Here is a 21606-nt window from a genome sequence, read left to right as displayed (position 1 = left end):
CGCGGCCGCTCCGCCGGGGGTTGTCCACAGCCCCCCGCGAGCGGTCCCGGCCATCCTCGATAATCGTCGCCGTGACTGATCTCGCCCCGGCCGGCACCGCGCCGCTCAGCGACGACGGCCGACCGGGCCGCGCCGCTCGGGCCGCGCTGCGCCGGGCCGCTCCAGCATTGCTCGCCTACGCGGGGACGCGCCTGCTCGGGATCGTGGTTCTCGCGATCTGGGGGGCCTTCGCGGACAAGAGCCCGCACCAGCTGCTCTCGGCGCGCTGGGATTCGCTGTGGTACACCCGCATCGCCGAGGAGGGATACGGCTACACGATCCATCTGTCCGACGGGTCGGTCCACTCCAACCTGGCGTTCTTCCCCCTGCTCCCCGCACTGGAGCGAGTGATATCGGCCATAACCCCGCTGGACGCGGCCGACGCCGGTCTGCTGGTGAGCTCGGTCACGTCCCTCTTCGCCGCCTGGGGGATCTTCGCGATCGGCGATCTGCTGTACGGACGGCGGGTGGGCCTCACGCTGGCCGTGCTGTGGGGTGTGCTGCCGGTCGGGATCGTCCAGTCGATGGCGTACTCGGAGTCGCTCTTCACGGCGCTGGCCGCCTGGGGGGTCTATGCGGCGCTCACCCGGCGGTGGCTGTGGGCGGGGCTGTTCGCGGCGCTGGCGGGGCTGACCCGGCCGGTGGGGGCGGCGGTGGTCGCGGCGCTCTGGGTGGCGGCCGCGGTGGAGCTCCTGCCCAAAGGGCGCGGGCGCCAGGCGCCGCCGCCTCTCCGCCTGCTCGCGGGGGTCGTGCTCGCGCCGCTGGGCTGGCTGGGCTATGTGGTGTGGGTCGCCGTCCGGACCGGCAGCGTCACCGGCTACTTCGACGTCCAGAACGGCTGGGGGAACGGCTTCGACGGTGGCCTGGCCTTCGCGGGCTTCATCGGGGGGCTGCTCATCAAGCCGCCCTTCGTGGGCGGGCTCGGGCTGCTGCTCGGCGTCGGGGCGCTGATCTGGCTCGCGGTCCGCTGTGTGCGGCAGCGCCAGCCGCTGCCGCTGCTGGCGTACGGCGGGGCGGTGCTCGTCCTGGCACTGGCCGCGAAGGGGTACTTCGGCTCGAAACCCCGGCTGCTGATACCGGCCTTCCCGCTGCTGCTGCCGATCGCCGTCGCCCTGGCCCGGCTGCGGCCGGTGCGCTCCGCGCTGGTCCTGGGGTCGACCGGGCTCGCCTCGGCGGTGTACGGGGCCTTCTGGCTGCATGGCTCCGGACCGCCGTGATCCGGCCACCCCGTCCGGTCGGGCCCGGACCCGCGGACGATCACCACCGGATGCCCGGCGACGCCTGGGGAAACTTCCGGGAACGCCCCGGCTAATAAGCGATAAACACGCCCTGTAAGAATTCCATAAAGTCCCTGAGGCACGCCCATTGGAAGGCCGGGAGCAGAAAAGTTCCCGGGGCTCACGCATTCCTTGGAAAGGGCGCGGCCAAAAGCCGTGGACGAGACGCACTCCACATCACATCGTCATCACAAAGCGACCTGATCGACTGAACCCGCCTGTCACGCAATGTAACGTCGATTAGGTGCGTACCGAAGACAAGCTCCCCGCGTCCGAGGAGCGAAGGCCCGATCTCGCGCGACCGCGCATGACCCGAACACGCTTCTGGCTGCTCGGGACCACGCTGGCGGTCTACGCGGCGACCGTGATCGGCGTGCTCACCACCTCATGGCTGGTGAAGCTCGACTGGCAGATCATGCTCTTCAGGCCCTACAAGCAGTGGCCCGAGTTCCACACCTTCCTGGACTACTTCGTGGTCATGGGCCAGCGCGGACCCACCGCGGTGGCCGTCGCCGCCTGGCTGGGCTGGTGCTGCTACCGGCAGCGGACCCTGCGCCCGCTGCTGGCGCTGGGCACGTCCCTGCTGCTGCTGAACGCCACCGTGGGCGCGGTGAAGATCGGCTTCGGCCGGCTCGGTCCGCACTACGCGACCACGGTCGGCTCCAATGAGATGTGGGGCACCGGCGATATATTTCCTTCGGGTCACACCGCGAACGCCGTGGTCACCTGGGGGATTCTGGCCTATCTGGCGACCACCCCCGTCGCGCGCCGGGTCGCCTCGCTGATCGCCGCGGGCTTCGCCTTCGGGGTCGGCATGACCACCGTCTACCTCGGCACCCACTGGCTGAGCGATGTGGTGCTGGGCTGGGCCGCCGGAGTGCTGGTGCTGCTGGCGCTGCCGTGGCTGGAGCCGGCCATGGCCCGCGCCGAGGTGCTGCTGCTGGCCCTGTGGCGCCGGATGCGCGAGGGCTGGGCGCCCGTGCCGGTGCCGTCCGGCCGCCCGGTCGCCGGGACCCCGCTGGCCACCCCGCGCGCCGCCCGCGACGACGAGCTGCCCGCCCGCGAGCCGGTGGGCGTGGTCCGACCCGGCGCCGCCACCGGCCGTGGCGCCGACCCGCGGCCCCACCACCCGGTCCGCCAGCACACGGTGCGCTCCGAGCGCACCCCGGTCACCCCGGTCGGCAGCCGCCGGCCGCCGCACGCCGACCGGGTGCCGCGCGCCACGACGCCCTTCGGCCCGACCGGCGCCTCCCGCGGCCGGACCGCCACCGGAGGCTGAGCCACCCGCCACGCCGCGGGGCGGTACGCACCCCCTCCCCCGCGCCGGCCGGCCACACCGCGGCCCCGGACGCTCCCGTGAGAGCGTCCGGGGCCGTGGTCGTGTCCGCGCCGGGCGCACCGGCCCACCGGTGCGGATCCGGGCCGGTCAGCCGCGCCAGCAGCGCTTCACGGTGCCGTCGTCCACCTCGAAGTCGATCCGCCCGCGCAGGTATTCCATCGTGATGATCGCGCCCGGCGGAAGCGTCCGTACGGTGCTCCAGCCGCGTGCGCGCGCCCTCTCCTCCGCGGTCCGGGCATCGAGGCCCACATAGCTGTCGAGGTCGTCGTCGGGTTCGGCCGGATGGTTCGGTACAGGTCCCATGACGCCACCGTAGGTCGCTGCCCACGCGGGGCAAACCCAGAGTGGCGAAGGACTGCCACTGCCTCATGCCTCTCACGGCCGCCATTCGTCACACTTGTGTCACAGAAAACACGCCCGGGTTTGTGGGCGACTTCATCACTCTTCCGGGGCGTGTGTTGACCCCTCGAAGATGATTGCGAGTTTTCGTCGATATCGCGCGTCAAACGACCGGCTCCGGTATGGGTGGCGGGAGACCGCCGAGATCTTTCGAGCAATTCGCACAGCGGCCGGAAAAGCGCTGCCCGGACCCCTCCGGAGCGCACAATTCCACCACAAATCGCCGGTGCCTCGGGGTCGAACGTCGAGGTTTACGCCCACCGGGACGCGGTACCCGCCGCCACCGGAGCCAACATGACTGACAGATCAGATGAAACCCCCGAGAAGACGGCGGCCGGCGGTCCGAGCCCGCTGGCACTCCTGCGTGCCGCCCGTGACCAGCTCGTCGAGCTGACGGGCCTGTACCCCGAGTCCCTCCCCCGTCTGGAGCGGACCGACGAGGGGTGGCTGCTGGAGGCCGAGGTGGTGGAGCTGGCCCGGGTGCCGGAGACGATGAGCCTGATGGCCCTGTACGAGGTGACCCTCGACCCGGACGGCTTGCTCACCGGATACCGCCGCCTCCGCCGCTATGAGCGCGGCCGGAGCGACCGCCGCTGACGGCGGCGAACCGGACGCCCACCGATACGAGAGGAAACACCCGATATGACCACTGTGGTCCCAGCACAGCAATCCAGGGGCGGGGGCGGCAGCAGCGGCCTGTACGACGTCCTGGAACTCATCCTCGACCGAGGGCTGGTGATCGACGCGTTCATCCGAGTCTCCCTCGTCGGCATCGAGATACTCAAGATCGACGTTCGGATCGTGGTGGCGAGCGTCGACACGTATCTGCGCTTCGCCGAGGCGTGCAACCGGCTCGACCTGGAGTCGGGCCCGAACAAGTCCCCCGGACTGCCCGAGGTCGTCGAGGGCATCACCGAGAACGGGGCGCGGAGCAAGACCAAGGGCGCCCTGTCCGGAGCCGGCGACACCGTCTCCAAGGCCGCCCAGTCCGTGGCCGACGCGATCCGGCCGTCGGAGGAGGACGAGGAGGAGGAGGAGCCCCGCCGTCGGCGTCCGGCCCGTAAGGCGGCGCCGAGGAAGTCCGAGGAGTCCGCATGACCACGTATGTCTACGGCATCGCGCGCGGTGAGGTCCGGGACCTGGGCGATCGGCTGCTGGGCATCGGCGACCCCCCGCTTCCGGTCCGGGCACTGAACCAGGGCGAGCTGGCCGCGATCGTCAGCGACTGCCCGCCGGAGCTCAAGCCCCGGCGCCGCGATCTGCTGGCCCATCAGCATGTGCTGGCCGAGGTGAGCGACTCCCGCCCGGTGCTGCCGATGCGCTTCGGCAGCGTCTCCTCCAGCGACGACGACGTCCGCAGCGTGCTGGCCGAGCACGCCGACCGCTACCAGGACCAGCTCAGCCGGCTGTCCGACCGGGTGGAGTACAACGTCAAGGTCGTGCACGACGAGGACGCGGTGCTCCACCAGGTGCTCGCCGAGGAGCCGGAGCTGCGGGTGATGGCCGAGGCCAACCGGTCGGCCGGCGGCGGCACCTACGAGGAACGGGTGCGCTTCGGCGAGCTGATGGCGAGCGCCGTACGGGCCCGTGAGGTGCGGGACGCCAAGCTGGTGGAGGAGGCGCTGGCCCCGGCCGCCGAGGACGTGCGCCCCGGCCCGGAGAGCGGCGGCTGGTTCCTCAGCCTGTCCCTGCTGCTCGCCAAGGACGGCGCCGATCCGCTGCTGACGGCGGCGGCCGAGGTGGAGCAGACCCACCCCTGGCTGAAGCTGCGGATCAACGGTCCGCTGCCGCCGTACAGCTTCGTCGAGTCCTGATGCTGATGATCGGCTGGGTGCTGAGGCAGGTCGTCGCCGCCGCGGAGCGGGAGTACTACGACCCGGCCAACATCCAGCGCGCCCTGGCCGAGCTGGAGACCCAGCTCGACCAGGGCGTGATCGACGAGAAGGAGTTCGAGCGGCAGGAGGACGTGCTGCTCGACCGGTTGGAGGAGGCACACCAGTGGGCGAACGGGACTCTGTGACCACCCGGGGCGGTGTGGCCCCGACGGCCGGTGCGTATGGCTCACCGGCGTCGTCGTTCGGCTCCTCGGGGTCGTTCGGGCTGGCGAGCCGTGGTGAGGGCGGGGCCAACCTCGCCGACATCCTGGAGCGGGTGCTCGACAAGGGTGTGGTGATCGCGGGCGATATCCGCATCAACCTGCTCGACATCGAACTTCTCACGATCAAGCTGCGGCTGATCGTGGCCTCGGTCGACAAGGCGAAGGAGATGGGCATCGACTGGTGGGAGCACGACCCCTCGCTCTCGTCACGCGCCCGGACCGAGGTGAACGGCCAGAAGAAGACCGAGGCGAACGGTCAGGAGAAGACCGAGGTGACCAGCGGGGAGAACCGGGAGAGCGCCGAATGACCGAAGGACTGCGGTACGCCTACGCGGTCGTGCGCGACACCGCCGCGCCGCAGGCCCCCCTGGACGCCCTCACCGCGCTGGAGGACGTGCCCGGAGTCGCGGGCGAACCGGTGGTGGCCGTGCGCCATCAGGGGCTCGCCGTGCTGGCGGGCGCCGTACCGGCCGAGGACTTCGACGAGGGCCCGCTGCGGGAGCGGCTGGAGGACATGGCCTGGCTGGAGAAGGTGGCCCGGACCCATCAGCGGGTGGTCGACACCGTCGGCGCCGAATCCTGTGTCATACCGGTCCGGCTGGCCACCGTCTGCCAGGGCGAGGAGGGGCTGCGGCGGATGCTCGCCACCGGGCGGGAGCGGTTCGCCTCGGCGCTGGACCGGCTGGAGGGCCGGGTCGAATGGGGCGTCAAGGCATACGCCGCGACGCCCGCGCCCCAGGAGCCGCCCGCGCCCGACGGGCCGCCCGCCGGAACCCCGAACGCCCCGGGCGGCATGTCCGGCCGCGACTATCTGCGCCGCCGCAAGGCACAGCGGCAGGCGGCCGAGCGGCGCTGGGGCGATACGGAGGAGGGCGCGCGGCTGGTGCACGAGACCCTCAGCGGGCTGGCCGAGCGGGCCCGGCTGCATCCGCCGCAGGACCCCCGGCTGTCGGGGGTGTCCGACCGCAATGTGCTGAACGCCGCGTATCTGGTGCGGCGCGAGGACGGCGCCGCCTTCGCCGAGCGGGTCGGTGAGTTGGCCGGGCGGACGGCCGCGCTGCGGGTGGAGCTGACCGGCCCCTGGGCGCCGTACTCCTTCACCGCCCCGGACGAGAACGCCACCCCGGACGAGAAGAACGCCGTCCCCGACGAGAACACCGCCCCGGCCGGGGCCGAGAGCGCGGGGGCCGAGGGATGACGATGGCCCCCGAGGGCCCGTTGGCCCATCAGCAGATCGCCCTGGTGGACGTGCTGGACCGGCTGCTCGCCGGCGGTGTGGTGATCACCGGTGATCTGACCCTGCGGATCGCCGACGTCGATCTGGTCCGCATCGATCTGCGCGCCCTCATCAGCTCGGTCAACGCCAATGTCCCGTCCCCCTGGGAGGAACCGTGAGCCGCAAGGTGGAGCTGGACCAGGACACCGTCGAACGCGACCTGATGAGGCTGGTGCTGACCGTGGTGGAGCTGTTGCGCCAGCTCATGGAGCGACAGGCGCTGCGCCGGGTGGACGAGGGCGATCTGACCGAGGACCAGGAAGAGCGGATCGGGGTCACGCTGATGCTGCTGGAGGACCGGATGGGCACGCTCTGCGAGCGCTACGGGATCGCGCCCTCCGATCTCAATCTGGACCTTGGGCCACTCGGTCCGCTGCTGTCCCCGAGGGAGTGACGCTCCGGGCAGCTCCACGGCTCGCGGCAGCCGCCGCGCGATCATGGCGATACCCGCCCAGGACGCAGAGGAGCCCCGATGGCGACAGACACCGCGCGGGCCGCCGGTCCGGCAGGGGTGACGCGGCAGGGCAGCGTGCTCGTGGACTGGGTCACCACCACCGACCACAAGAAGATCGGGCATCTGTATCTGATCTCGTCGTTCGGCTTCTTCCTGGTCGGCGGCGTGCTGGCGCTGGTGATGCGCGCCGAGCTGGCCCGTCCGGGCCTCCAGGTCGTCTCGCAGGAGCAGTTCAACCAGGCCTTCACCCTGCATGGCACGATCATGCTGCTGCTCTTCGCGACCCCGGCCTTCGCGGGGTTCGCCAACGAGATCATGCCGCTGCAGATCGGCGCGCCCGATGTGGCCTTCCCGCGCCTCAACATGCTGTCGTACTGGCTGTATCTGTTCGGCGGGCTGATGGTGCTGACCGGTCTGGTGGTGCCGCAGGGCGCCGCGGCCTTCGGCTGGACCGCCTATGCCCCGCTCAACAGCGCGATCCGCTCCCCCGGTGTCGGCGCCGATCTGTGGATCATGGGGCTGGCGCTGTCGGGCTTCGGGACGATCCTGGGCGCGGTGAACTTCCTGACCACCATCATGGCGATGCGCGCGCCGGGCATGACGATGTTCCGGATGCCGATCTTCACCTGGAACACCCTCTTCACCTCGATCATGATCCTGATGGCGTTCCCGGTGCTGGCGGCGGCGCTGCTGGCGCTGGAGGCGGACCGGCGGTTCGGGGCGGTGGTCTTCGACGCCCAGTACGGCGGGCCGCTGCTGTGGCAGCACCTCTTCTGGTTCTTCGGCCATCCCGAGGTCTACATCATCGCGCTGCCGTTCTTCGGCATCATCACCGAGATCATCCCGGTCTTCTCGCGTAAGCCGATCTTCGGCTATGTGACGCTGATCGGCGCGACCATGGCCATCACCGGGCTGTCGATGGTGGTCTGGGCCCACCATATGTTCGCCACGGGATCGGTGCTGCTGCCCTTCTTCTCCCTGATGTCGTTTCTGATCGCGGTGCCGACCGGGGTGAAGTTCTTCAACTGGATCGGCACCATGCTGGGCGGCTCGGTGTCCCTGGAGGCGCCGATGCTGTGGGCGGTCGGCTTCCTGGTGAGCTTTCTCTTCGGGGGACTCACCGGCGTCATCCTGGCCTCACCGCCCATGGACTTCCATGTCACCGACACCTACTTCGTCGTGGGCCACTTCCACTACGTGGTCTTCGGGACGGTCGTCTTCGCGATGTTCGCGGGGTTCTACTTCTGGTGGCCCAAGTTCACGGGCAAGCTGCTGGACGAGCGGCTGGCCCGGATCCACTTCTGGACCCTCTTCACCGGCTTCCACACCACCTTCCTGGTGCAGCACTGGCTGGGGGTGGAGGGGATGCCGCGCCGCTACGCCGACTATCTGGCGGCGGACGGCTTCACCGCGCTCAACACGGTCTCCACCATCGGCTCCTTCCTGCTGGGCCTGTCCACCCTGCCGTTCCTCTACAACGTCTGGCGGACGGCCAAGTACGGAAAGAAGGTGGAGGTCGACGACCCCTGGGGGTTCGGCCGCTCCCTGGAATGGGTGACCTCCTGTCCCCCGCCCCGGCACAACTTCACCACCCTGCCCCGGATCCGCTCCGAATCACCGGCCTTCGATCTGCACCATCCGGAGGTGGCGAGCCTGGAGCAGGAGAAGGACCAACAGCTCAAGGCCCGGGGCTCGATCAGCCCAGGGCCCGATCCAGACGGTCCCTGATCTCCCGGATGTAGTCGTTCAGCTCCACCGGCTCGCGCACCTCGAAGTCGAAGCCGCTCAGCGCGATATGGAGCACCAGCAGATCGGGGCTGGAAGCGCCGGTGTGCAGCAGACAGCTCTGCTCGTCGACGGCCTCCAGCACCCCCACCGAGGGTGAGAACCGCTCGGCCGCCCGCTCGGCGGGCACCCGCAGCAGCACGGTGGCCCGCTGGGAGTAGACCGAGGTGGTGATGCCCCGGGCCACATAGGCGGCGATGTCCTCGGCGGGCGGGCGGCGCGGGGTGAACCGGGGGCCGTGCGGCGGGGTCGGGGTGATCCGGTCGACCCGGTACGTACGCCAGTCGGCGCGGTCGACGTCCCAGGCCACCAGGTACCAGCGGCGCTGCGCGGCGACCAGCCGATGTGGTTCGGCGGTGCGGCGGGTGAGGGCACCGCCGTGGTCGCGGTACTCGAAGCGCAGCTGATGGCAGTCCCGGCAGGCGGCGGCCAGCTCGGTCAGCACCCCGGGGTCCACTCCTGGCCCCGGGTTCCAGCCGGACAGCGGCACGGTGAAGGCGCTCAGCGCGCCCACCCGGCGGCGCAGCCGGTCCGGCAGCACCTGTTCCAGCTTGGCCAGGGCCCGTACCGAGGTCTCCTCGATGCCCTCGACCCCGCCGCCCGCGGCCTGGCGCAGCCGCACCGCGACCGCCACCGCCTCCTCGTCGTCGAGCAGCAGCGGCGGCAACTGGGCGCCCGCGCCCAGCTGATAGCCGCCGCCGGTGCCCGGTGTGGAGTGCACCGGGTAGCCGAGCTCGCGCAGCCGGTCCACATCGCGGCGCACGGTGCGCGGGGTGACCCCGAGCCGGTCGGCGAGATCCGCGCCGGACCATTCGCGGTGGGCCTGCAGCAGGGAGAGCAGGCGGAGCAGTCGGGCCGAGGTCTCCAGCATGCGGCCGAGTCTGCCACCGATTGAGGACAGTCCCGGTCCGCAAAGCTCCTCTGCTCGCCCGGCTTCTCCGCTGGGATCAGGCGGGCGCCTCGATCCGCACCGCCAGATCGTTGTCCCGGGTGTAGTACGGCTGGGCCTGCGCCTCCCCGTGCGGACCGGCCACGGTGCGCGGCGGGTAGGTGAAGATCTCCTTCTTGTCCGCGACATCGTCCAGGATCCGGGCGAGCCGGGCCGGGGCCATGGACTCGTCCGCCGGGCGCAGCCACAGGTCCCAGACGTGCGTGCCGCCGTCCCAGCTCCGCGCGAGCTCGGCGTAGGAGAGCGTGAAGGAGAAGTCCGGGCCGTCCACCACCAGCGGCGCCGTCCACACCGGGGCGGCGCCCCGGCGGCAGCGGGCCTCGACGACCGCCTCGGCCAGCCACTCGGACGGGTACGCCACACGGTAGAGCCGCCCCCGGACTGCCATCGTGTCGTCCTCCAGCCGTATCTCCCCGGCCTCGGCATGGGGCGCTCGCCGCCAGCTGCGCAGCGAGAGGTTGCCGTGCTTGGTGGCGTAGGGGATGCGGACGGACAGCGGGGAGGTGCTCGGCCCCGGCCGGCGGTCGACGAGCGAGCGCAGATCGTTCAGGCCCGGGGCGAGCCGCCGCGGTTCGGTGTCCCGGTAGGCCACATGGACGTCCCAGCGGCCCTCGGGCAGGGCGACATTGCTGGGCAGCGCGGCCTGCAGCCGGCCGTCCGCGGTGGGGCCCAGCGGCAGCCGCACCTCCCCGTCGGGGGTGTCCGCGGCGCCCCGGCGGACCAGCACCAGCGCACCGCTCCAGTCGTCTTGGCCGACCGGGCCGGGCCGGGCCCCGTCGGTGATGTGGAAGGTGAGCCCTCCGGCGGAGTCCGCCACGCAGTCGGCGCGGACAGAGGCGGCCTCGGGGGCCTCACTCATCCTGTCCTCCTCGACGTGCTGCGCTGCCTGTGCCGTTGCACTCATGCGACACGCACCTTCCGCAGGGAGTCCTTGGTGGCGAACGCGCCACTGAGCAGGGAGCCGCGGGCGCGGTGCAGGGAGCCCCGCAGCCCGCTGCGGCCGATCAGACCGGAGAACAGCGTCTCGTAGCGCCCCGCCACCCGCGAGGGGTCGAAGCGGGCCGAATCCTTCAGCGCCGCCTGTCCCATCTGCTGGCGCAGCTCGTCGTTGTTGATGAGGTCGAGCAGCGCGGCGGCGATGGCGTCGGTGTCGCCGGTGGGCACGAGCCGGCCGTCCACCCCGTTGTCGATGATCTCCGCGGGCCCGTGCGGGCAGTCGGTGGACACCACGGGAAGGCCGCAGCGCATCGCCTCCACGATGGTCATGCCGAACGACTCGAGGCTGGAGGTGACGGCGGCTATGGAGCCCTTGGCCCACTCGGGGTCGAGCGGATTGGCCGGGCCCATCAGGAAGACGTGGTTGTAGAGGCCGAGTTGGTCGATGAGGGCGCGCAGCTTGGCGTGCTGGGCGCCGCCGCCGTAGATCCGCAGCCGCCAGTCCGGGCGGGCCTCGCTGACCTTCGCGAAGGCGCGTATCAGCAGGTCGTAGCGTTTCACCGGGGCCAGCCGACCGGCCGCGACGACCCATTTGCCGGTGCCGTCGGCGGGCTCGAGACCGGGCTCGGGCACGCTGTTGGGGACTGCCTCGACCCGGACGCCGGGCAGCCGCATCTGGTCGCGGTAGGTCCGCGCGTCGGCCTCGGTCACGGTGGTCACCGCGTCCAGCCGGGGATAGACGGCGCGCAGGGCCCGCTTCAGCCCCTTGGAGTGGGTGCCGAGCGTCAGATGCTCCTGGCCGACTCGTACCGGACCGCGGCGGGCCTCGCGGGCGATGTGGACATTGAGCCCGGGGCGGGTTCCGACAACGATATCGGCCTCGAGGCTGCGGAGATGGTCCCCGATACGGCGGTCGGTGAGAGCGCTGTACTGCTTGTAGCGGCCCTCGGACGCGGGGAAGACCTCCGCCGGGCGGCCGTGGTCCGGGTCGGCGCCGTCGTAGGACGGGCTGTTCTTCCGGATGTCCACGAGATGGCTGAGCCGCACCCGCGGTCCGGGGTCGAAGATCGGCTGGTCGCGGTGGCGGAACACCGACACGATCTCCACATCGTGCTGCTCTCCCAGGGAACGGGCGAGGTTGTACGTGGTCCGGATCGTCCCGCCGATCCCGTACGCGTTGTGAATAAGGAAAGAGATGTGCATCCGGCCCCGTATCCCATGGCTTCCCCGCGGACGGGTGTGTCGTCCGCCTACCACGGTGTAAGACCGAGAAAAGTGGCACAGGGTTGGGTTTCATCACCTTCTTGTGCCCCAACAGATGCGCAATCGGTAGGAAGTCGGGGGAACTTTCCGGCCCGACGGCGCATCAGACCCCGGGGCGGCCGGCCGCGTGACCCCCGCCCCGCATGGCCCGTTGTCTACGTATGAGCCGGGGACCCACCCCGCGCACCCACCGAGACCGAGGAGCCACCCGTGCCGCGCATGCTCGACGTCAGCAATGACGTACGCGCCGAGATCGGCGACGAAGAAGCCGACCGGCTGCTCGCCGGGGACAACGCCCCGGGCGCTTACGACTGCACGTCCTGCCGCACCCCCGGCAACACCGAGCAGGAGCGGACCAGCACCGTGCTCTTCGTGGGGCAGGAGACGGCGGTGCTGGCCTTCGCGCACGCCACCTGCGTCCCCTCCCAGGTCGTCCCGGTCTCCGAGGACCAGCTGCGCGGTGCGGTGCGGTCCATCACGGGTGAGGACACCGCGCCGTCGTACGCGCCGCCCGTGCCGGCCGCCGCGCATGCCGCGGCGCCGCACTTCCCCGCCCCGGCCGCCCCGCCCGCCTACCCCGCCCCGGCTCCGTCGCCGGCGTCTCCCGCCACCGCTTCCCACACCTCAGCGCCGTCCGGTCACGCGCCGTCCGGTCAGGCACCGGTGGCCCAGCAGGCGGTGCTCGGGGTGACCAGCGGGGTGGTGCTGGTGGGTCAGGAGGCGTGCCCGGCGCTGGTGGTGGAGCCGACCTCGCCGATCATCCGCCCCGGTTCGCCCGGACACGGCGACGAGTTCCTGCAGCTCCTCAGCGAGCAGGGGTTCGCCCCGGTGGTCGATCTGAGCCGGCCGCCCGCGCCCAACCCCGGCTGGTCGGTGCTGCTGGCCATGGGGCGGCTGCACGCGGTGCTGATGCCGGCGCCGGGCGGCGGCCGCCCGGTGGCCTGGTGGCAGGCGCACAGCCCGATGCCGCTCAGCGAGGGCTGGCGGAGCGCCGTCGGCCGTTCCCGGAAGGTGCTGATCTACGCAGCGGCCGCGGGCACGATCGGCACCCAGCCGCGCGAGGACCAGCTGCGCGCGGCGCTGGACCGGGCCGCGGCGCGCGGGGCGCTGGTCGGTGCGTCGATGCCGCTCGCGGGCACATGACCGCCGCCGTCCCGGACCTCCCACCGGACCTCGGCGACCCGTGGTGGGCAGCCCATTCGCCACCGATGCCGCATCCGACGGGCGGCCGGGTCGTTGGCACATACGTGCACGCATACGACCTCTCCTATCGATCCCCGTCATACGGCTGCATTCCAGCCATGCGCCCCGCCCTGGAGGCAGCGCACGATCCCTGGCGCCACTCCGCCACGCCGATCTACGACGCGTTGTACGCGGAGTACCGCAGGCTGTTCCGGGCGCTGCCCGGCGACCGCTCGGACGAGGAGAACATGGAGTTCGTGGCGTTCGCCGCCATCGGCCAGCCCCGGGGCCTCGTCAGCGGCGGCCACGGCCGCCCGGACAGCCACAACGGGGCCTGGCACACCGACGAGCTGTACTACCGCGGCTATCTCCCCGCCCTGCCGCCCGGCCGGGGCGAGGAGCGGGGTCACGGCTACTGACGTGGACGCCTGCTGACGTAGCCGCCCTGACGTGGACGCCTGCTGACGTAGCCGCCCTGACGTGGACGCCTGCTGACGTGGTGCCGTCATGCGCGCCCGGCGGGCCGGGGCCGACCCGCCGCTGAGCGCGCCGAGCGCCGCCGCCCTGCCGCGCCGCCACCCCACCCCGCCGCCGGACGGTGCGTCCGGGGCCGGGATGGCGTCAACCGCGCGCCGCCGCCGTTACCTCTTGCGGCCGCGCTTTTCGCGCACCCGCACCGAGATCTGCAGGGGCGTCCCCTCGAAGCCGAACTCCTCGCGCAGCCGCCGCTCGATGAAGCGGCGGTAGCCCGCCTCCAGGAAGCCCGAGGCGAAGAGCACGAACCGCGGCGGCCGGGTGCCGGCCTGCGTCCCGAACAGGATCCGCGGCTGCTTGCCGCCCCGGATCGGGTGCGGATGGGAGGCGACGATCTCGCCGAGGAAGGAGTTGAGCCGCCCGGTGGGGACCCGGGTCTCCCAGCCGGCCAGCGCCGTCTCGATCGCCGGGACCAGCTTCTCCATATGGCGGCCGGTGCGCGCCGAGACATTGACCCGCGGCGCCCACTGGATCTGCCCCAGCTCCGTCTCGATCTCGCGCTCGAGGTAGTAGCGGCGCTCCTCGTCGAGGGTGTCCCACTTGTTGTACGCGATGACGAGCGCGCGCCCGGCCTCGACGGCCATCGTGATGATCCGCTGGTCCTGGACGCTGATGGACTCACTGGCGTCGATCAGCACGACGGCGACCTCCGCCTTCTCCACGGCGGCCGCGGTGCGCAGCGAGGCGTAGTAGTCGGCGCCCTCCTGGAGGTGGACCCGGCGGCGGATGCCGGCGGTGTCGACGAACTTCCAGGTGATGCCGCCGAGTTCGATGATTTCGTCGACCGGGTCGCGGGTGGTGCCCGCCAACTCGTTGACGACCACCCGCTCCTCGTTCGCGACCTTGTTGAGCAGCGAGGACTTGCCCACGTTCGGACGGCCGACCAGGGCGATCCGGCGTGGTCCGCCGAGCGTCGCCCCGAAGGTCTGGGCCGGGGCCTCGGGCAGCGCCTCCAGGACCGCGTCGAGCATGTCGCCGGTGCCGCGGCCGTGCAGCGCGGAGACCGAGTACGGCTCGCCGAGGCCGAGCGACCACAGCATCGCGGCATCCGCCTCGCCGCTGGGCCCGTCGACCTTGTTGGCGCACAGCACCACGGGCTTTCCGGCCCGGCGCAGCAGCTTGACCACGGCCTCGTCGGTGTCGGTGGCGCCGACCGTCGCGTCCACGACGAAGACCACCGCGTCGGCGGCCTCGATCGCGAACTCGGCCTGGGCCGCCACGGACGCGTCGAGACCGAGCACGTCCTGCTCCCAGCCGCCGGTGTCGACCACCTTGAAGCGGCGGCCGGACCATTCGGCCTCGTAGGTCACCCGGTCGCGGGTGACTCCGGGGCGGTCCTCCACGACCGCCTCGCGGCGGCCGATGATCCGGTTCACCAGGGTGGACTTGCCGACATTGGGGCGGCCGACGACGGCCAGCACCGGCAGCGGGCCGTGTCCCGCCGCGGCGAGGTCGCCCTCGACCTCCTCCAGGTCGAAGCCCTCTTGCACGGCGAGCTCCATGAACTCCGCGTACTCGGCGTCGCCAAGCTCCCCGTGCTCGTCGCCGCCGCTGTGGATCTGGTCGTTCATGAAGATTTCCTCGTCGTCCCTCAATACCGCGGCCGCCCCTGAGGGCTCGCGGATCTCATGTCTGGTCTGGGCGGCCGGTCAGCCGCCTGGCGGTGCCCAGATGCGTGCCCAGCCGCTTCTGGATGCGCTCGGTGGCCTGGTCCAGGGCCGCCCGCGTCCGCCTGCCGCTTCCGTCTCCCGCCTCGAAGGGGTCGCCGAACACCACGTCGACCCTGCTGCGCAGCCGGGGCAGCGCCCGGGCCCGCCCGTCGCCACCGCGCGGGGTGGCGGTGCCGAGCACCGCCACCGGCACGATCGGCGCGCCGGAGCGCACGGCGAAGTACGCGAGGCCCGAGCGCAGCGACGCGAAGTCGCCCTCGCCGCGGCTGCCCTCCGGGAAGATCCCGAGGACCCCGCCGCGCTCCAGCACGCCCAGGGCCTGGCCGATCGCGGCGCGGTCGGCGCTCGAACGGTCCACCCTCAGCTGCCCGATACCGCGCAGGAACGGGTCCAGCGGGCCGACGAACGCCTCCTTCTTGACCAGGAAGTGCACCGGCCGCGGCGAGGTGCCGATCAGCATCGGGCCGTCGATGTTGTGCGAGTGGTTCCCGGCGAGGATGACGGGTCCGGCGGACGGGATCCGCCAGGCGCCCAGCACCCGGGGCCGCCACAGCCCGTACATCAGGCCGATGCCGATCCGCCGTGCCACGACGGCTCCGGCCGCGCTGGGAAGCGTCGCGTCGGTGGCGCTCACGCGACCGTCCGCTTCTCCTCGACGAGAGTGACGACGCACTCGATGACCTGGTCGAGGGTGAGCTCGGAGGTGTCCACCTCGACCGCGTCGTCCGCCTTGGCGAGCGGCGAGGTCTTACGGCCGGAGTCCAGGGCGTCCCGCTTGGCCAGGGCCGCCTGGGTGGCCGCCAGGTCGGCGGCCTCCTTGCCCTTCAGCTCACCGCTGCGGCGGGCCGCCCGGACCTCCGGGGAGGCGGTCAGGAAGATCTTGATGTCGGCGTCCGGGAGGACCGTGGTGCCGATGTCCCGGCCCTCGACCACGATACCGCGCGGCGCCTCGGCGGCGATGGTCCGCTGCAGCTCGGTGATCACGGCCCGCACCTCGGGCACCGCGCTGACCGCGCTGACCCGCGAGGTGACCTCCTGGGTGCGGATCGGCCCGGCGACATCGGTGCCGTCGACGCTGATCGTCGGGGCGGCCGGGTCGATCCCGGAGACGATGTGGGGCTTGGCGGCGGCGTCGGCCACGGCGACGGCGTCATCCACGTCGATGCCGTTGGTCACCATCCACCAGGTGATCGCCCGGTACTGGGCGCCGGTGTCCAGGTAGCCCAGGCCCAGCTTGGCGGCGACGGCCTTCGAGGTACTGGACTTACCCGTGCCTGCGGGGCCGTCGATCGCGACAATCACTGCTGCCGGGGCGGTCCGGGCGGCGGTTTCCACGGTGACAGACACCTTTCGTGTGCACGGGGCTGAGTTGAACGGGCCATGTGAGCCTCGGACAAGGTTACTGGCTTCCCACGGGCGGCTTCGCACCCCTGTGGACGGCGGTCCTCCCGGGCGCCGGGCGGCCCGGCGCCCGGGAGGACCGGTCCGCACCACCGCTACTGCCGGATGGACCATCCCCGCTCCCGCAGGGCCTTGGTGAGCCCCGGGGCCGCCGAGGGCTCGACCATCAGCTGGATCAGACCGGACTGCTGGCCGGTGGCGTGCTCGATCCGGACGTCCTCGATGTTGACCCCCGCCCGGCCCGCGTCGGCGAAGATCCGGGCCAGCTCGCCCGGCTGGTCACCGATGAGCACCGTCACGGTCTCATAGACGGCCGAGGCGGCGCCGTGCTTGCCCGGCACCCGCTCGCGCCCGGCGTTGCCCCGGCGCAGCACGTCCTCGATACCGGCCGTGCCGTCGCCGCGCTTGGCCTCGTCGGCGGACTGGAGCGCGCGCAGCGCCCGCACCGTCTCGTCGAGGTCGGAGGCGACCGCGGCGAGCACATCGGCGACCGGGCCGGGGTTGGCGGAGAGGATGTCGATCCACATGGCGGGGTCGGAGGCAGCGATCCGGGTCACGTCGCGGATGCCCTGCCCGCACAGCCGCACCGCCGTCTCATCGGCGTCCTGCAGCCGCGCGGCGACCATGCTGGACAGCAGGTGCGGGGTGTGCGAGACGAGCGCCACCGCCCGGTCGTGGGCCTCGTCCTCCATCACCACGGGCACGGCCCGGCACAGCGCGACCAGCTCGAGCGCGAGGTTGAGCACCTCGGTGTCGGTGCCGGCGGTGGGCGTGAGCACCCAGGGCCGCCCCTCGAAGAGGTCGGCGGTGGCGGCCAGCGGCCCGGAGCGCTCCCGGCCCGCCATCGGATGCGTGCCGATGTAGCGGGTCAGATCGCAGCCGAGGGCCTCCAGCTCGCGGCGCGGGCCACCCTTGACGCTCGCGACGTCCAGCACGCCGCGGGCCAGGCCGCGGCGCAGCACATCGGCCACCGTCCCCGCCACGTACGCCGGGGGCACGGCGACGATCGCCAGGTCCACGGGCCCCTCGGGCTCGCCCTGTGTCCCGGCGCCGAGCGCCTCGGCGGTGCGGGCCTGGTCCGCGTCATGGTCGGCGAGGTGCACCTGGACGCCGCGGCCGGCCAGGGCCAGCGCGGCGGAGGTGCCGATCAGGCCGGTGCCGATGACGAGCGCGGTTCTCATTGGGCGATGTCCTTGCGGAGGGCGGCGGCGGCGCCGAGGTAGACATGGGCGATCTCGGACTTGGGCAGGGAGGTCTCGATATGCGCCAGGACGCGGACGACACGGGGCATGGCCCCCGCTATGTCCAGCTCCTGGGCGCAGATCAGCGGCACATCGGTGATGCCCAGCTTGCGGGCGGCGGCCGCCGGGAAGTCGCTGTGCAGATCGGGGGTGGCCGTGAACCACACACTGATCAGATCGTCGGGGTCGAGGGCATTGCGCCGCAGGACGGCCGTCAGCAGCGCGGAGACCTGCTCCCGCATGTGCTCCGGCTCGTCCCGCTCCAGCTGGACCGCCCCGCGGACCGCTCGTACCGCCACGTCTCGCTCCCTGTGCGCGCTGTGCTGTCGTGCGTCGGGCGCGGCCGTGTCACCGGCCGCACTCCCGATCAGCGTAACGAGCGGGTCCGACAGGCTCCCGGGGCGACCGCTGGGCGAGACGCGGCGGTCGCCGGCGGCCGGGGCCGTCAGCGGTCCCGGGCCACGGAGGGGTCCGCGGCCCTCAGAGGTCGACCTCGCGCATCAGCATGCCGACCTCGGTGTTGGTCATCCGGCGCAGCCAGCCGGACTTCTGGTCGCCGAGCGCGATCGGGCCGAAGGCCGTCCGCACCAGCTTGTCGACCGGGAAGCCGGCCTCGGCGAGCATCCGCCGCACGATGTGCTTGCGGCCCTCGTGCAGGCTCACCTCCACCAGATAGTTCTTGCCGGTGTTCTGCACCACACGGAAGTGGTCGGCGCGGGCGTAGCCGTCCTCCAGCTCGATGCCGCTCTTGAGCCGCTTGCCGAGGTCGCGCGGGAGCGGGCCCTGGATGGCGGCGAGATAGGTCTTCTTCACGCCGTAGCGGGGGTGGGTGAGGCGGTGGGCCAGCTCACCGTGATTGGTGAGCAGGATGATGCCCTCGGTCTCGGTGTCGAGCCGGCCGACGTGGAAGAGCCGCGTCTCGCGGTTGGTCACATAGTCGCCCAGGCACTGGCGGCCGTCGGGGTCCTCCATGGTGGAGACGACACCGGCGGGCTTGTTCAGTGCGAAGAAGAGGTACGACTGGGTGGCCACGGTCAGCCCGTCGACCTTGATCTCGTCCTTCTCGGGGTCGACGCGCAGCCCCTGCTCGGTCACGATCTTGCCGTTGACCTCGACCCGGGCCTGGTCGATCAGCTCCTCACAGGCGCGGCGCGAGCCCATGCCGGCGCGGGCGAGGACCTTCTGCAGCCGCTCGCCCTCGACCTCGCCGAAGGTCTTGGGCAGCGCGACCCGCGGCTTGTCGTGGCGGGCGCGGTTGCGCTCCTCCACCTGCGCCTCGTACTCGCGCGGACGGGCCGGGGCGTTCGGCTTGCGGCCGCGGCCGCCGACGCCCTTGGGGGCACCGCTCTTGGCCGCGCCTCCCTTGGGGCCGCCCTTGGGACCGCCCTGGGAGCCCCCCTTGGAGCCGGGGCCCGCCTGGGAGCCGCCGCCCACGTCGTAGCGGCGCTCCTCGGGGCGGGGGCGGCCGGCGCGCTGCTGCTGCTCGTCGCGCCGGTTCCCCGCGCCCCGGTAGTTGTTGCCGCCGCTACCGCTGCCGCTGCCCCTGCTGTTCCTGCCGCTGCTTCGCATCAAGTTTCCGTCTGAGAGTGGCCGCTACGGGCTCGGTGTTCTACGTCGTCGTGCGCGTCATCGCTGTCGATGGCGTCCGGATCGAACGACGGCACGCCCTCCTGGGACTCGCCCTCGACCGCGTCCGCCTCGGGGAGGAACGGTGCGAGCTCCGGAAGCTCGTCCAGCCCTCGCAGGCCCATCCGCTCCAGGAAGTAGTTCGTCGTCCTGTACAGGATCGCACCTGTTTCGGGTTCCGTGCCCGCCTCCTCGACCAGTCCCCGCTGCAGGAGGGTCCGCATCACGCCGTCGCAGTTGACACCGCGGACGGCCGAGACACGGGAACGGCTGACCGGCTGACGGTACGCGACCACCGCGAGGGTTTCCAAAGCGGCCTGGGTGAGCCGGGCCTGCTGGCCGTCCAGGACGAACCCCTCGACGGCGGCGGCGAAGGCCGGGCGCGTGTAGTAGCGCCAGCCGCCCGCGACCAGCCGCAGCTCGAAGCCCCGGCCCTGCGTCGCGTACTCGTCGGCCAGCTCGCGCAGCGCGTCCGCGACGGCCCGGCGCGGCCGCGCCAGCACCTTGGCGAGGTGCTCCTCGGTGGCGGGCTCGTCGACGACCATGAGGACGGCCTCCAGGGCGGGCTTGAGGTCCAGCTCGGCGACCTCGGAGAGCCCGGCGGGTGTCCGCTGCTCGCTCAACTCGGTACCTCCTCTTTCTCCTTCTCCGGCTCCGGGTCCGGCGTGGCCGTCTCCTTACGGGGCTCGTCCGGCGACTCCGCCTGGGGCTCGTCCTCGGGCTCGGCCTGGGGTTCGCCCTGGGGTTTGGCCTGGGGTTTGGCCTGGGGTTTGGCCTGGGGTTTGGCCTGGGCCTCCTGGTCGAACTCGTCGGTGACCAGCGGCTCCCGCCCCGCCTCGCCCGTCCAGCGGACCATGAGCGACCCGAGCGCCTCCGGCTGGTCGAGCAGGACCGCGCGCTCGCGGTAGAGCTCCAGGAGCGCCAGGAAGCGCGCGACGACCGTAAGGACGTCGGGAGCGTCCTCGGTGAGCGTGCTGAAGGTGGCCTCCCCCAGCTCCCGCAGCCGCGCGACCACCACCTCGGCCTGCTCCCGGACGCTGACCAGTGGGGCGTGGATGTGGTCGATGTAGACCTGCGGCTTGGGCTTGGCCTGCATCGCCTTGACGGCCAGCTTGGCGAAGCCCTCGGGGCCGATGCTGATGACGACGTCCGGGAGCAGCTCGGCGTGGTGCGGCTCCAGGCCGACCGTACGGGGGTAACGGGCGGCCTCGGCGATCAGCCGGTCGTTGAAGATGTCCGCGATCTGCTTGTACGCGCGGTACTGGAGCAACCGCGCGAAGAGCAGGTCGCGCGCCTCCAGCAGGGCCAGGTCCGCCTCGTCCTCGACCTCGGCGGCGGGCAGCAGCCGGGCCGCCTTGAGGTCCAGCAGGGTCGCCGCGACGACGAGGAACTCGGTGGTCTGGTCGAGGTCCCAGTCCGGCCCCATGGCGCGGATATAGGCCATGAACTCGTCGGTGACCTTGGAGAGGGCGACCTCGGTGACGTCCAGCTTGTGCTTGGAGATCAGCTGGAGGAGGAGGTCGAAGGGCCCCTCGAAGTTGTCCAGCCGCACGGTGAACCGATTGCCGCCCTCCTCGGCCCGCGCCTCACCGCCTGGCGCCTCGCCGCCCTGTGCCGCACCCCGGCCGGTCCTGCCGCCGGTGTCGCTCCCGCCGCTCGGCTCGGTCCCGTCACCCGCGTCGCCCCCGGCCCCGGACCCGGCCGTCTCGCCGCCGTGCCCACCCGCGGAGGGCGCCATATCCAGGTCGGCCCGTGCGTGCACCGGCTCCGGCTCGCCGGTCGACGCGCCCTCACCGCCCCCCGCGCCCCGCCGCACGGCCGGGGCGGGCACGGGGACCGCCTCGCCCGGGGCACCGGGCGCGGACTCCTCGTCGCGCGCGGCGCGGCCGGGCGCGGGGCCCCCGCCCCGGCGTCCGGTGTGCGCGGGCGGGGCCGAGGCGGGAGCCGCCAGGCCCTCGACTGCCCGGCCCTCGACGGCCTGGCCCGAGGCCGTGGTGTCAGGTGATCTCCCCGGCGCGCCCTCCGCACCTCGCACCGCAGGGCCTTCGGCCCCGGCCGTCGTTGTGCGACCGGCGGTCTCGCCCCTCGGCACGGCCTGCTCCTCCGGGGCGGCGGCCCGCGCCGGGGGCGTGGTGTG

Annotated in this window: 25 protein-coding genes; 13 read left to right on the top strand and 12 right to left on the bottom strand. The window is 72.2% G+C overall.

The genetic code is table 11. The features are described from left to right. Window positions 1–71 precede the first annotated feature (71 nt). Together J8403_RS33125 and J8403_RS33120 are read left to right on the top strand one after the other, a co-directional pair. Entirely contained in the window at window positions 72–1256 is a 1185-nt protein-coding gene (locus J8403_RS33125) for a hypothetical protein (protein ID WP_211126358.1), read from the top strand. A gap of 304 nt (window positions 1257–1560) precedes the next feature. Continuing rightward, window positions 1561–2595: a phosphatase PAP2 family protein gene (locus J8403_RS33120; protein ID WP_211126357.1), complete on the top strand. Its 1035-nt coding sequence runs from the start codon at window positions 1561–1563 to the stop codon at window positions 2593–2595. 147 nt (window positions 2596–2742) lie between these two features. Here the strand turns inward: J8403_RS33120 and J8403_RS33115 are convergent, their stop codons facing one another. Then, window positions 2743–2958 carry an I78 family peptidase inhibitor gene (locus J8403_RS33115; protein ID WP_093460717.1) on the bottom strand — a complete coding sequence of 72 codons (216 nt, stop codon included), beginning with the start codon at window positions 2956–2958 and terminating at the stop codon, window positions 2743–2745. Window positions 2959–3348: 390 nt separating this feature from the next. Between J8403_RS33115 and gvpO the strand changes: the two genes are divergently transcribed. From gvpO to ctaD, 9 genes are all read left to right on the top strand, one after another. Next, window positions 3349–3651, top strand: a complete 303-nt coding sequence (gene gvpO, locus J8403_RS33110) for a gas vesicle protein GvpO (protein WP_211126356.1) — start codon at window positions 3349–3351, stop codon at window positions 3649–3651. A gap of 45 nt (window positions 3652–3696) precedes the next feature. After that, the gene (locus J8403_RS33105; protein WP_211126355.1) at window positions 3697–4152 is read left to right on the top strand and encodes a gas vesicle structural protein GvpA; all 456 of its coding nucleotides are present in this window, start codon (window positions 3697–3699) and stop codon (window positions 4150–4152) included. Then, window positions 4149–4868 (top strand): GvpL/GvpF family gas vesicle protein, encoded by a 720-nt coding sequence (locus J8403_RS33100; RefSeq protein WP_211126354.1) that lies wholly within the window; start codon window positions 4149–4151, stop codon window positions 4866–4868. The genes J8403_RS33105 and J8403_RS33100 overlap by 4 nt, the downstream gene beginning before the upstream one ends. Further along, on the top strand, window positions 4868–5074 hold the full coding sequence (locus J8403_RS33095) for a gas vesicle protein GvpG (protein WP_044577534.1): 207 nt from the start codon (window positions 4868–4870) through the stop codon (window positions 5072–5074). Before J8403_RS33100 ends, J8403_RS33095 begins: the two co-directional genes overlap by 1 nt. Before the next feature lie 80 nt (window positions 5075–5154). Then, window positions 5155–5460 (top strand): gas vesicle protein, encoded by a 306-nt coding sequence (locus J8403_RS33090; protein ID WP_211128555.1) that lies wholly within the window; start codon window positions 5155–5157, stop codon window positions 5458–5460. After that, on the top strand, window positions 5457–6350 hold the full coding sequence (locus J8403_RS33085) for a GvpL/GvpF family gas vesicle protein (protein WP_246586103.1): 894 nt from the start codon (window positions 5457–5459) through the stop codon (window positions 6348–6350). Before J8403_RS33090 ends, J8403_RS33085 begins: the two co-directional genes overlap by 4 nt. Continuing rightward, window positions 6347–6547 carry a gas vesicle protein gene (locus tag J8403_RS33080; RefSeq protein WP_014059691.1) on the top strand — a complete coding sequence of 67 codons (201 nt, stop codon included), beginning with the start codon at window positions 6347–6349 and terminating at the stop codon, window positions 6545–6547. Before J8403_RS33085 ends, J8403_RS33080 begins: the two co-directional genes overlap by 4 nt. Continuing rightward, window positions 6544–6822: a gas vesicle protein K gene (locus J8403_RS33075; RefSeq protein ID WP_211126353.1), complete on the top strand. Its 279-nt coding sequence runs from the start codon at window positions 6544–6546 to the stop codon at window positions 6820–6822. Before J8403_RS33080 ends, J8403_RS33075 begins: the two co-directional genes overlap by 4 nt. A 78-nt stretch (window positions 6823–6900) precedes the next feature. Continuing rightward, window positions 6901–8610, top strand: coding sequence for an aa3-type cytochrome oxidase subunit I (gene ctaD, locus J8403_RS33070; RefSeq protein WP_211126352.1), 1710 nt, complete (start codon window positions 6901–6903; stop codon window positions 8608–8610). Here ctaD and J8403_RS33065 read toward each other — a convergent pair. From J8403_RS33065 to J8403_RS33055, 3 genes are all read right to left on the bottom strand, one after another. After that, window positions 8579–9538: a helix-turn-helix transcriptional regulator gene (locus J8403_RS33065; protein WP_211126351.1), complete on the bottom strand. Its 960-nt coding sequence runs from the start codon at window positions 9536–9538 to the stop codon at window positions 8579–8581. The two genes, ctaD and J8403_RS33065, sit on opposite strands and share 32 nt — an antisense overlap. 76 nt (window positions 9539–9614) lie before the next feature. Then, window positions 9615–10475 carry a hypothetical protein gene (locus J8403_RS33060; protein WP_211126350.1) on the bottom strand — a complete coding sequence of 287 codons (861 nt, stop codon included), beginning with the start codon at window positions 10473–10475 and terminating at the stop codon, window positions 9615–9617. A 41-nt stretch (window positions 10476–10516) separates the two neighbouring features. Further along, entirely contained in the window at window positions 10517–11755 is a 1239-nt protein-coding gene (locus J8403_RS33055; RefSeq protein WP_211126349.1) for a glycosyltransferase family 4 protein, read from the bottom strand. A gap of 279 nt (window positions 11756–12034) precedes the next feature. On the opposite strand from J8403_RS33055, the gene J8403_RS33050 reads away from it, so the two are divergent. Continuing rightward, the gene (locus J8403_RS33050) at window positions 12035–12958 is read left to right on the top strand and encodes a hypothetical protein (RefSeq protein WP_211128554.1); all 924 of its coding nucleotides are present in this window, start codon (window positions 12035–12037) and stop codon (window positions 12956–12958) included. Between the two features lie 158 nt (window positions 12959–13116). Continuing rightward, complete coding sequence (locus J8403_RS33045) at window positions 13117–13416, top strand: hypothetical protein (RefSeq protein WP_211126348.1); 300 nt, start codon at window positions 13117–13119, stop codon at window positions 13414–13416. 222 nt (window positions 13417–13638) lie between these two features. On the opposite strand, the gene der is transcribed toward J8403_RS33045, so the two are convergent. The 8 genes from der to J8403_RS33005 all read right to left on the bottom strand — a co-directional run bounded on the left by der (window position 13639) and on the right by J8403_RS33005 (window position 21561). Next, on the bottom strand, window positions 13639–15102 hold the full coding sequence (der, locus tag J8403_RS33040) for a ribosome biogenesis GTPase Der (protein ID WP_211126347.1): 1464 nt from the start codon (window positions 15100–15102) through the stop codon (window positions 13639–13641). 55 nt (window positions 15103–15157) lie between these two features. Beyond that, window positions 15158–15874, bottom strand: coding sequence for a lysophospholipid acyltransferase family protein (locus J8403_RS33035; RefSeq protein ID WP_211126346.1), 717 nt, complete (start codon window positions 15872–15874; stop codon window positions 15158–15160). Further along, window positions 15832–16536, bottom strand: a complete 705-nt coding sequence (gene cmk, locus J8403_RS33030; RefSeq protein ID WP_237516665.1) for a (d)CMP kinase — start codon at window positions 16534–16536, stop codon at window positions 15832–15834. Before cmk ends, J8403_RS33035 begins: the two co-directional genes overlap by 43 nt. A gap of 161 nt (window positions 16537–16697) precedes the next feature. Continuing rightward, window positions 16698–17783 carry a prephenate dehydrogenase gene (locus tag J8403_RS33025; RefSeq protein ID WP_211126344.1) on the bottom strand — a complete coding sequence of 362 codons (1086 nt, stop codon included), beginning with the start codon at window positions 17781–17783 and terminating at the stop codon, window positions 16698–16700. Next, on the bottom strand, window positions 17780–18142 hold the full coding sequence (aroH, locus tag J8403_RS33020; RefSeq protein ID WP_211126343.1) for a chorismate mutase: 363 nt from the start codon (window positions 18140–18142) through the stop codon (window positions 17780–17782). The genes J8403_RS33025 and aroH overlap by 4 nt, the downstream gene beginning before the upstream one ends. Before the next feature lie 181 nt (window positions 18143–18323). Beyond that, window positions 18324–19412: a pseudouridine synthase gene (locus J8403_RS33015; protein ID WP_211126342.1), complete on the bottom strand. Its 1089-nt coding sequence runs from the start codon at window positions 19410–19412 to the stop codon at window positions 18324–18326. Then, the gene (gene scpB, locus J8403_RS33010) at window positions 19412–20092 is read right to left on the bottom strand and encodes an SMC-Scp complex subunit ScpB (protein WP_211126341.1); all 681 of its coding nucleotides are present in this window, start codon (window positions 20090–20092) and stop codon (window positions 19412–19414) included. The genes J8403_RS33015 and scpB overlap by 1 nt, the downstream gene beginning before the upstream one ends. Continuing rightward, window positions 20089–21561, bottom strand: a complete 1473-nt coding sequence (locus J8403_RS33005) for a segregation and condensation protein A (RefSeq protein ID WP_246586102.1) — start codon at window positions 21559–21561, stop codon at window positions 20089–20091. Before J8403_RS33005 ends, scpB begins: the two co-directional genes overlap by 4 nt. Window positions 21562–21606 lie beyond the last annotated feature (45 nt).

Source organism: Streptomyces yatensis (assembly GCF_018069625.1).
GTDB classification, from domain to species: domain Bacteria; phylum Actinomycetota; class Actinomycetes; order Streptomycetales; family Streptomycetaceae; genus Streptomyces; species Streptomyces yatensis.
Note: the sequence above shows the minus strand (reverse complement) of the source record. Positions and strands in the feature narration are given on the sequence as shown.

Excerpts from the sequence above, each read along its gene's own strand:
- J8403_RS33115 (WP_093460717.1), bottom strand. The coding sequence starts at position 2,958 with ATGGGACCTGTACCGAACCATCCGGCCGAACCCGACGACGACCTCGAC.
- gvpO (WP_211126356.1), top strand. The coding sequence starts at position 3,349 with ATGACTGACAGATCAGATGAAACCCCCGAGAAGACGGCGGCCGGCGGT.
- J8403_RS33105 (WP_211126355.1), top strand. The coding sequence starts at position 3,697 with ATGACCACTGTGGTCCCAGCACAGCAATCCAGGGGCGGGGGCGGCAGC.
- J8403_RS33100 (WP_211126354.1), top strand. The coding sequence starts at position 4,149 with ATGACCACGTATGTCTACGGCATCGCGCGCGGTGAGGTCCGGGACCTG.
- J8403_RS33095 (WP_044577534.1), top strand. The coding sequence starts at position 4,868 with ATGCTGATGATCGGCTGGGTGCTGAGGCAGGTCGTCGCCGCCGCGGAG.
- J8403_RS33085 (WP_246586103.1), top strand. The coding sequence starts at position 5,457 with ATGACCGAAGGACTGCGGTACGCCTACGCGGTCGTGCGCGACACCGCC.
- J8403_RS33080 (WP_014059691.1), top strand. The coding sequence starts at position 6,347 with ATGACGATGGCCCCCGAGGGCCCGTTGGCCCATCAGCAGATCGCCCTG.
- ctaD (WP_211126352.1), top strand. The coding sequence starts at position 6,901 with ATGGCGACAGACACCGCGCGGGCCGCCGGTCCGGCAGGGGTGACGCGG.
- J8403_RS33065 (WP_211126351.1), bottom strand. The coding sequence starts at position 9,538 with ATGCTGGAGACCTCGGCCCGACTGCTCCGCCTGCTCTCCCTGCTGCAG.
- J8403_RS33060 (WP_211126350.1), bottom strand. The coding sequence starts at position 10,475 with ATGAGTGAGGCCCCCGAGGCCGCCTCTGTCCGCGCCGACTGCGTGGCG.
- J8403_RS33055 (WP_211126349.1), bottom strand. The coding sequence starts at position 11,755 with ATGCACATCTCTTTCCTTATTCACAACGCGTACGGGATCGGCGGGACG.
- J8403_RS33050 (WP_211128554.1), top strand. The coding sequence starts at position 12,035 with ATGCTCGACGTCAGCAATGACGTACGCGCCGAGATCGGCGACGAAGAA.
- J8403_RS33045 (WP_211126348.1), top strand. The coding sequence starts at position 13,117 with ATGCGCCCCGCCCTGGAGGCAGCGCACGATCCCTGGCGCCACTCCGCC.
- der (WP_211126347.1), bottom strand. The coding sequence starts at position 15,102 with ATGAACGACCAGATCCACAGCGGCGGCGACGAGCACGGGGAGCTTGGC.
- J8403_RS33025 (WP_211126344.1), bottom strand. The coding sequence starts at position 17,783 with ATGAGAACCGCGCTCGTCATCGGCACCGGCCTGATCGGCACCTCCGCC.
- J8403_RS33015 (WP_211126342.1), bottom strand. The coding sequence starts at position 19,412 with ATGCGAAGCAGCGGCAGGAACAGCAGGGGCAGCGGCAGCGGTAGCGGC.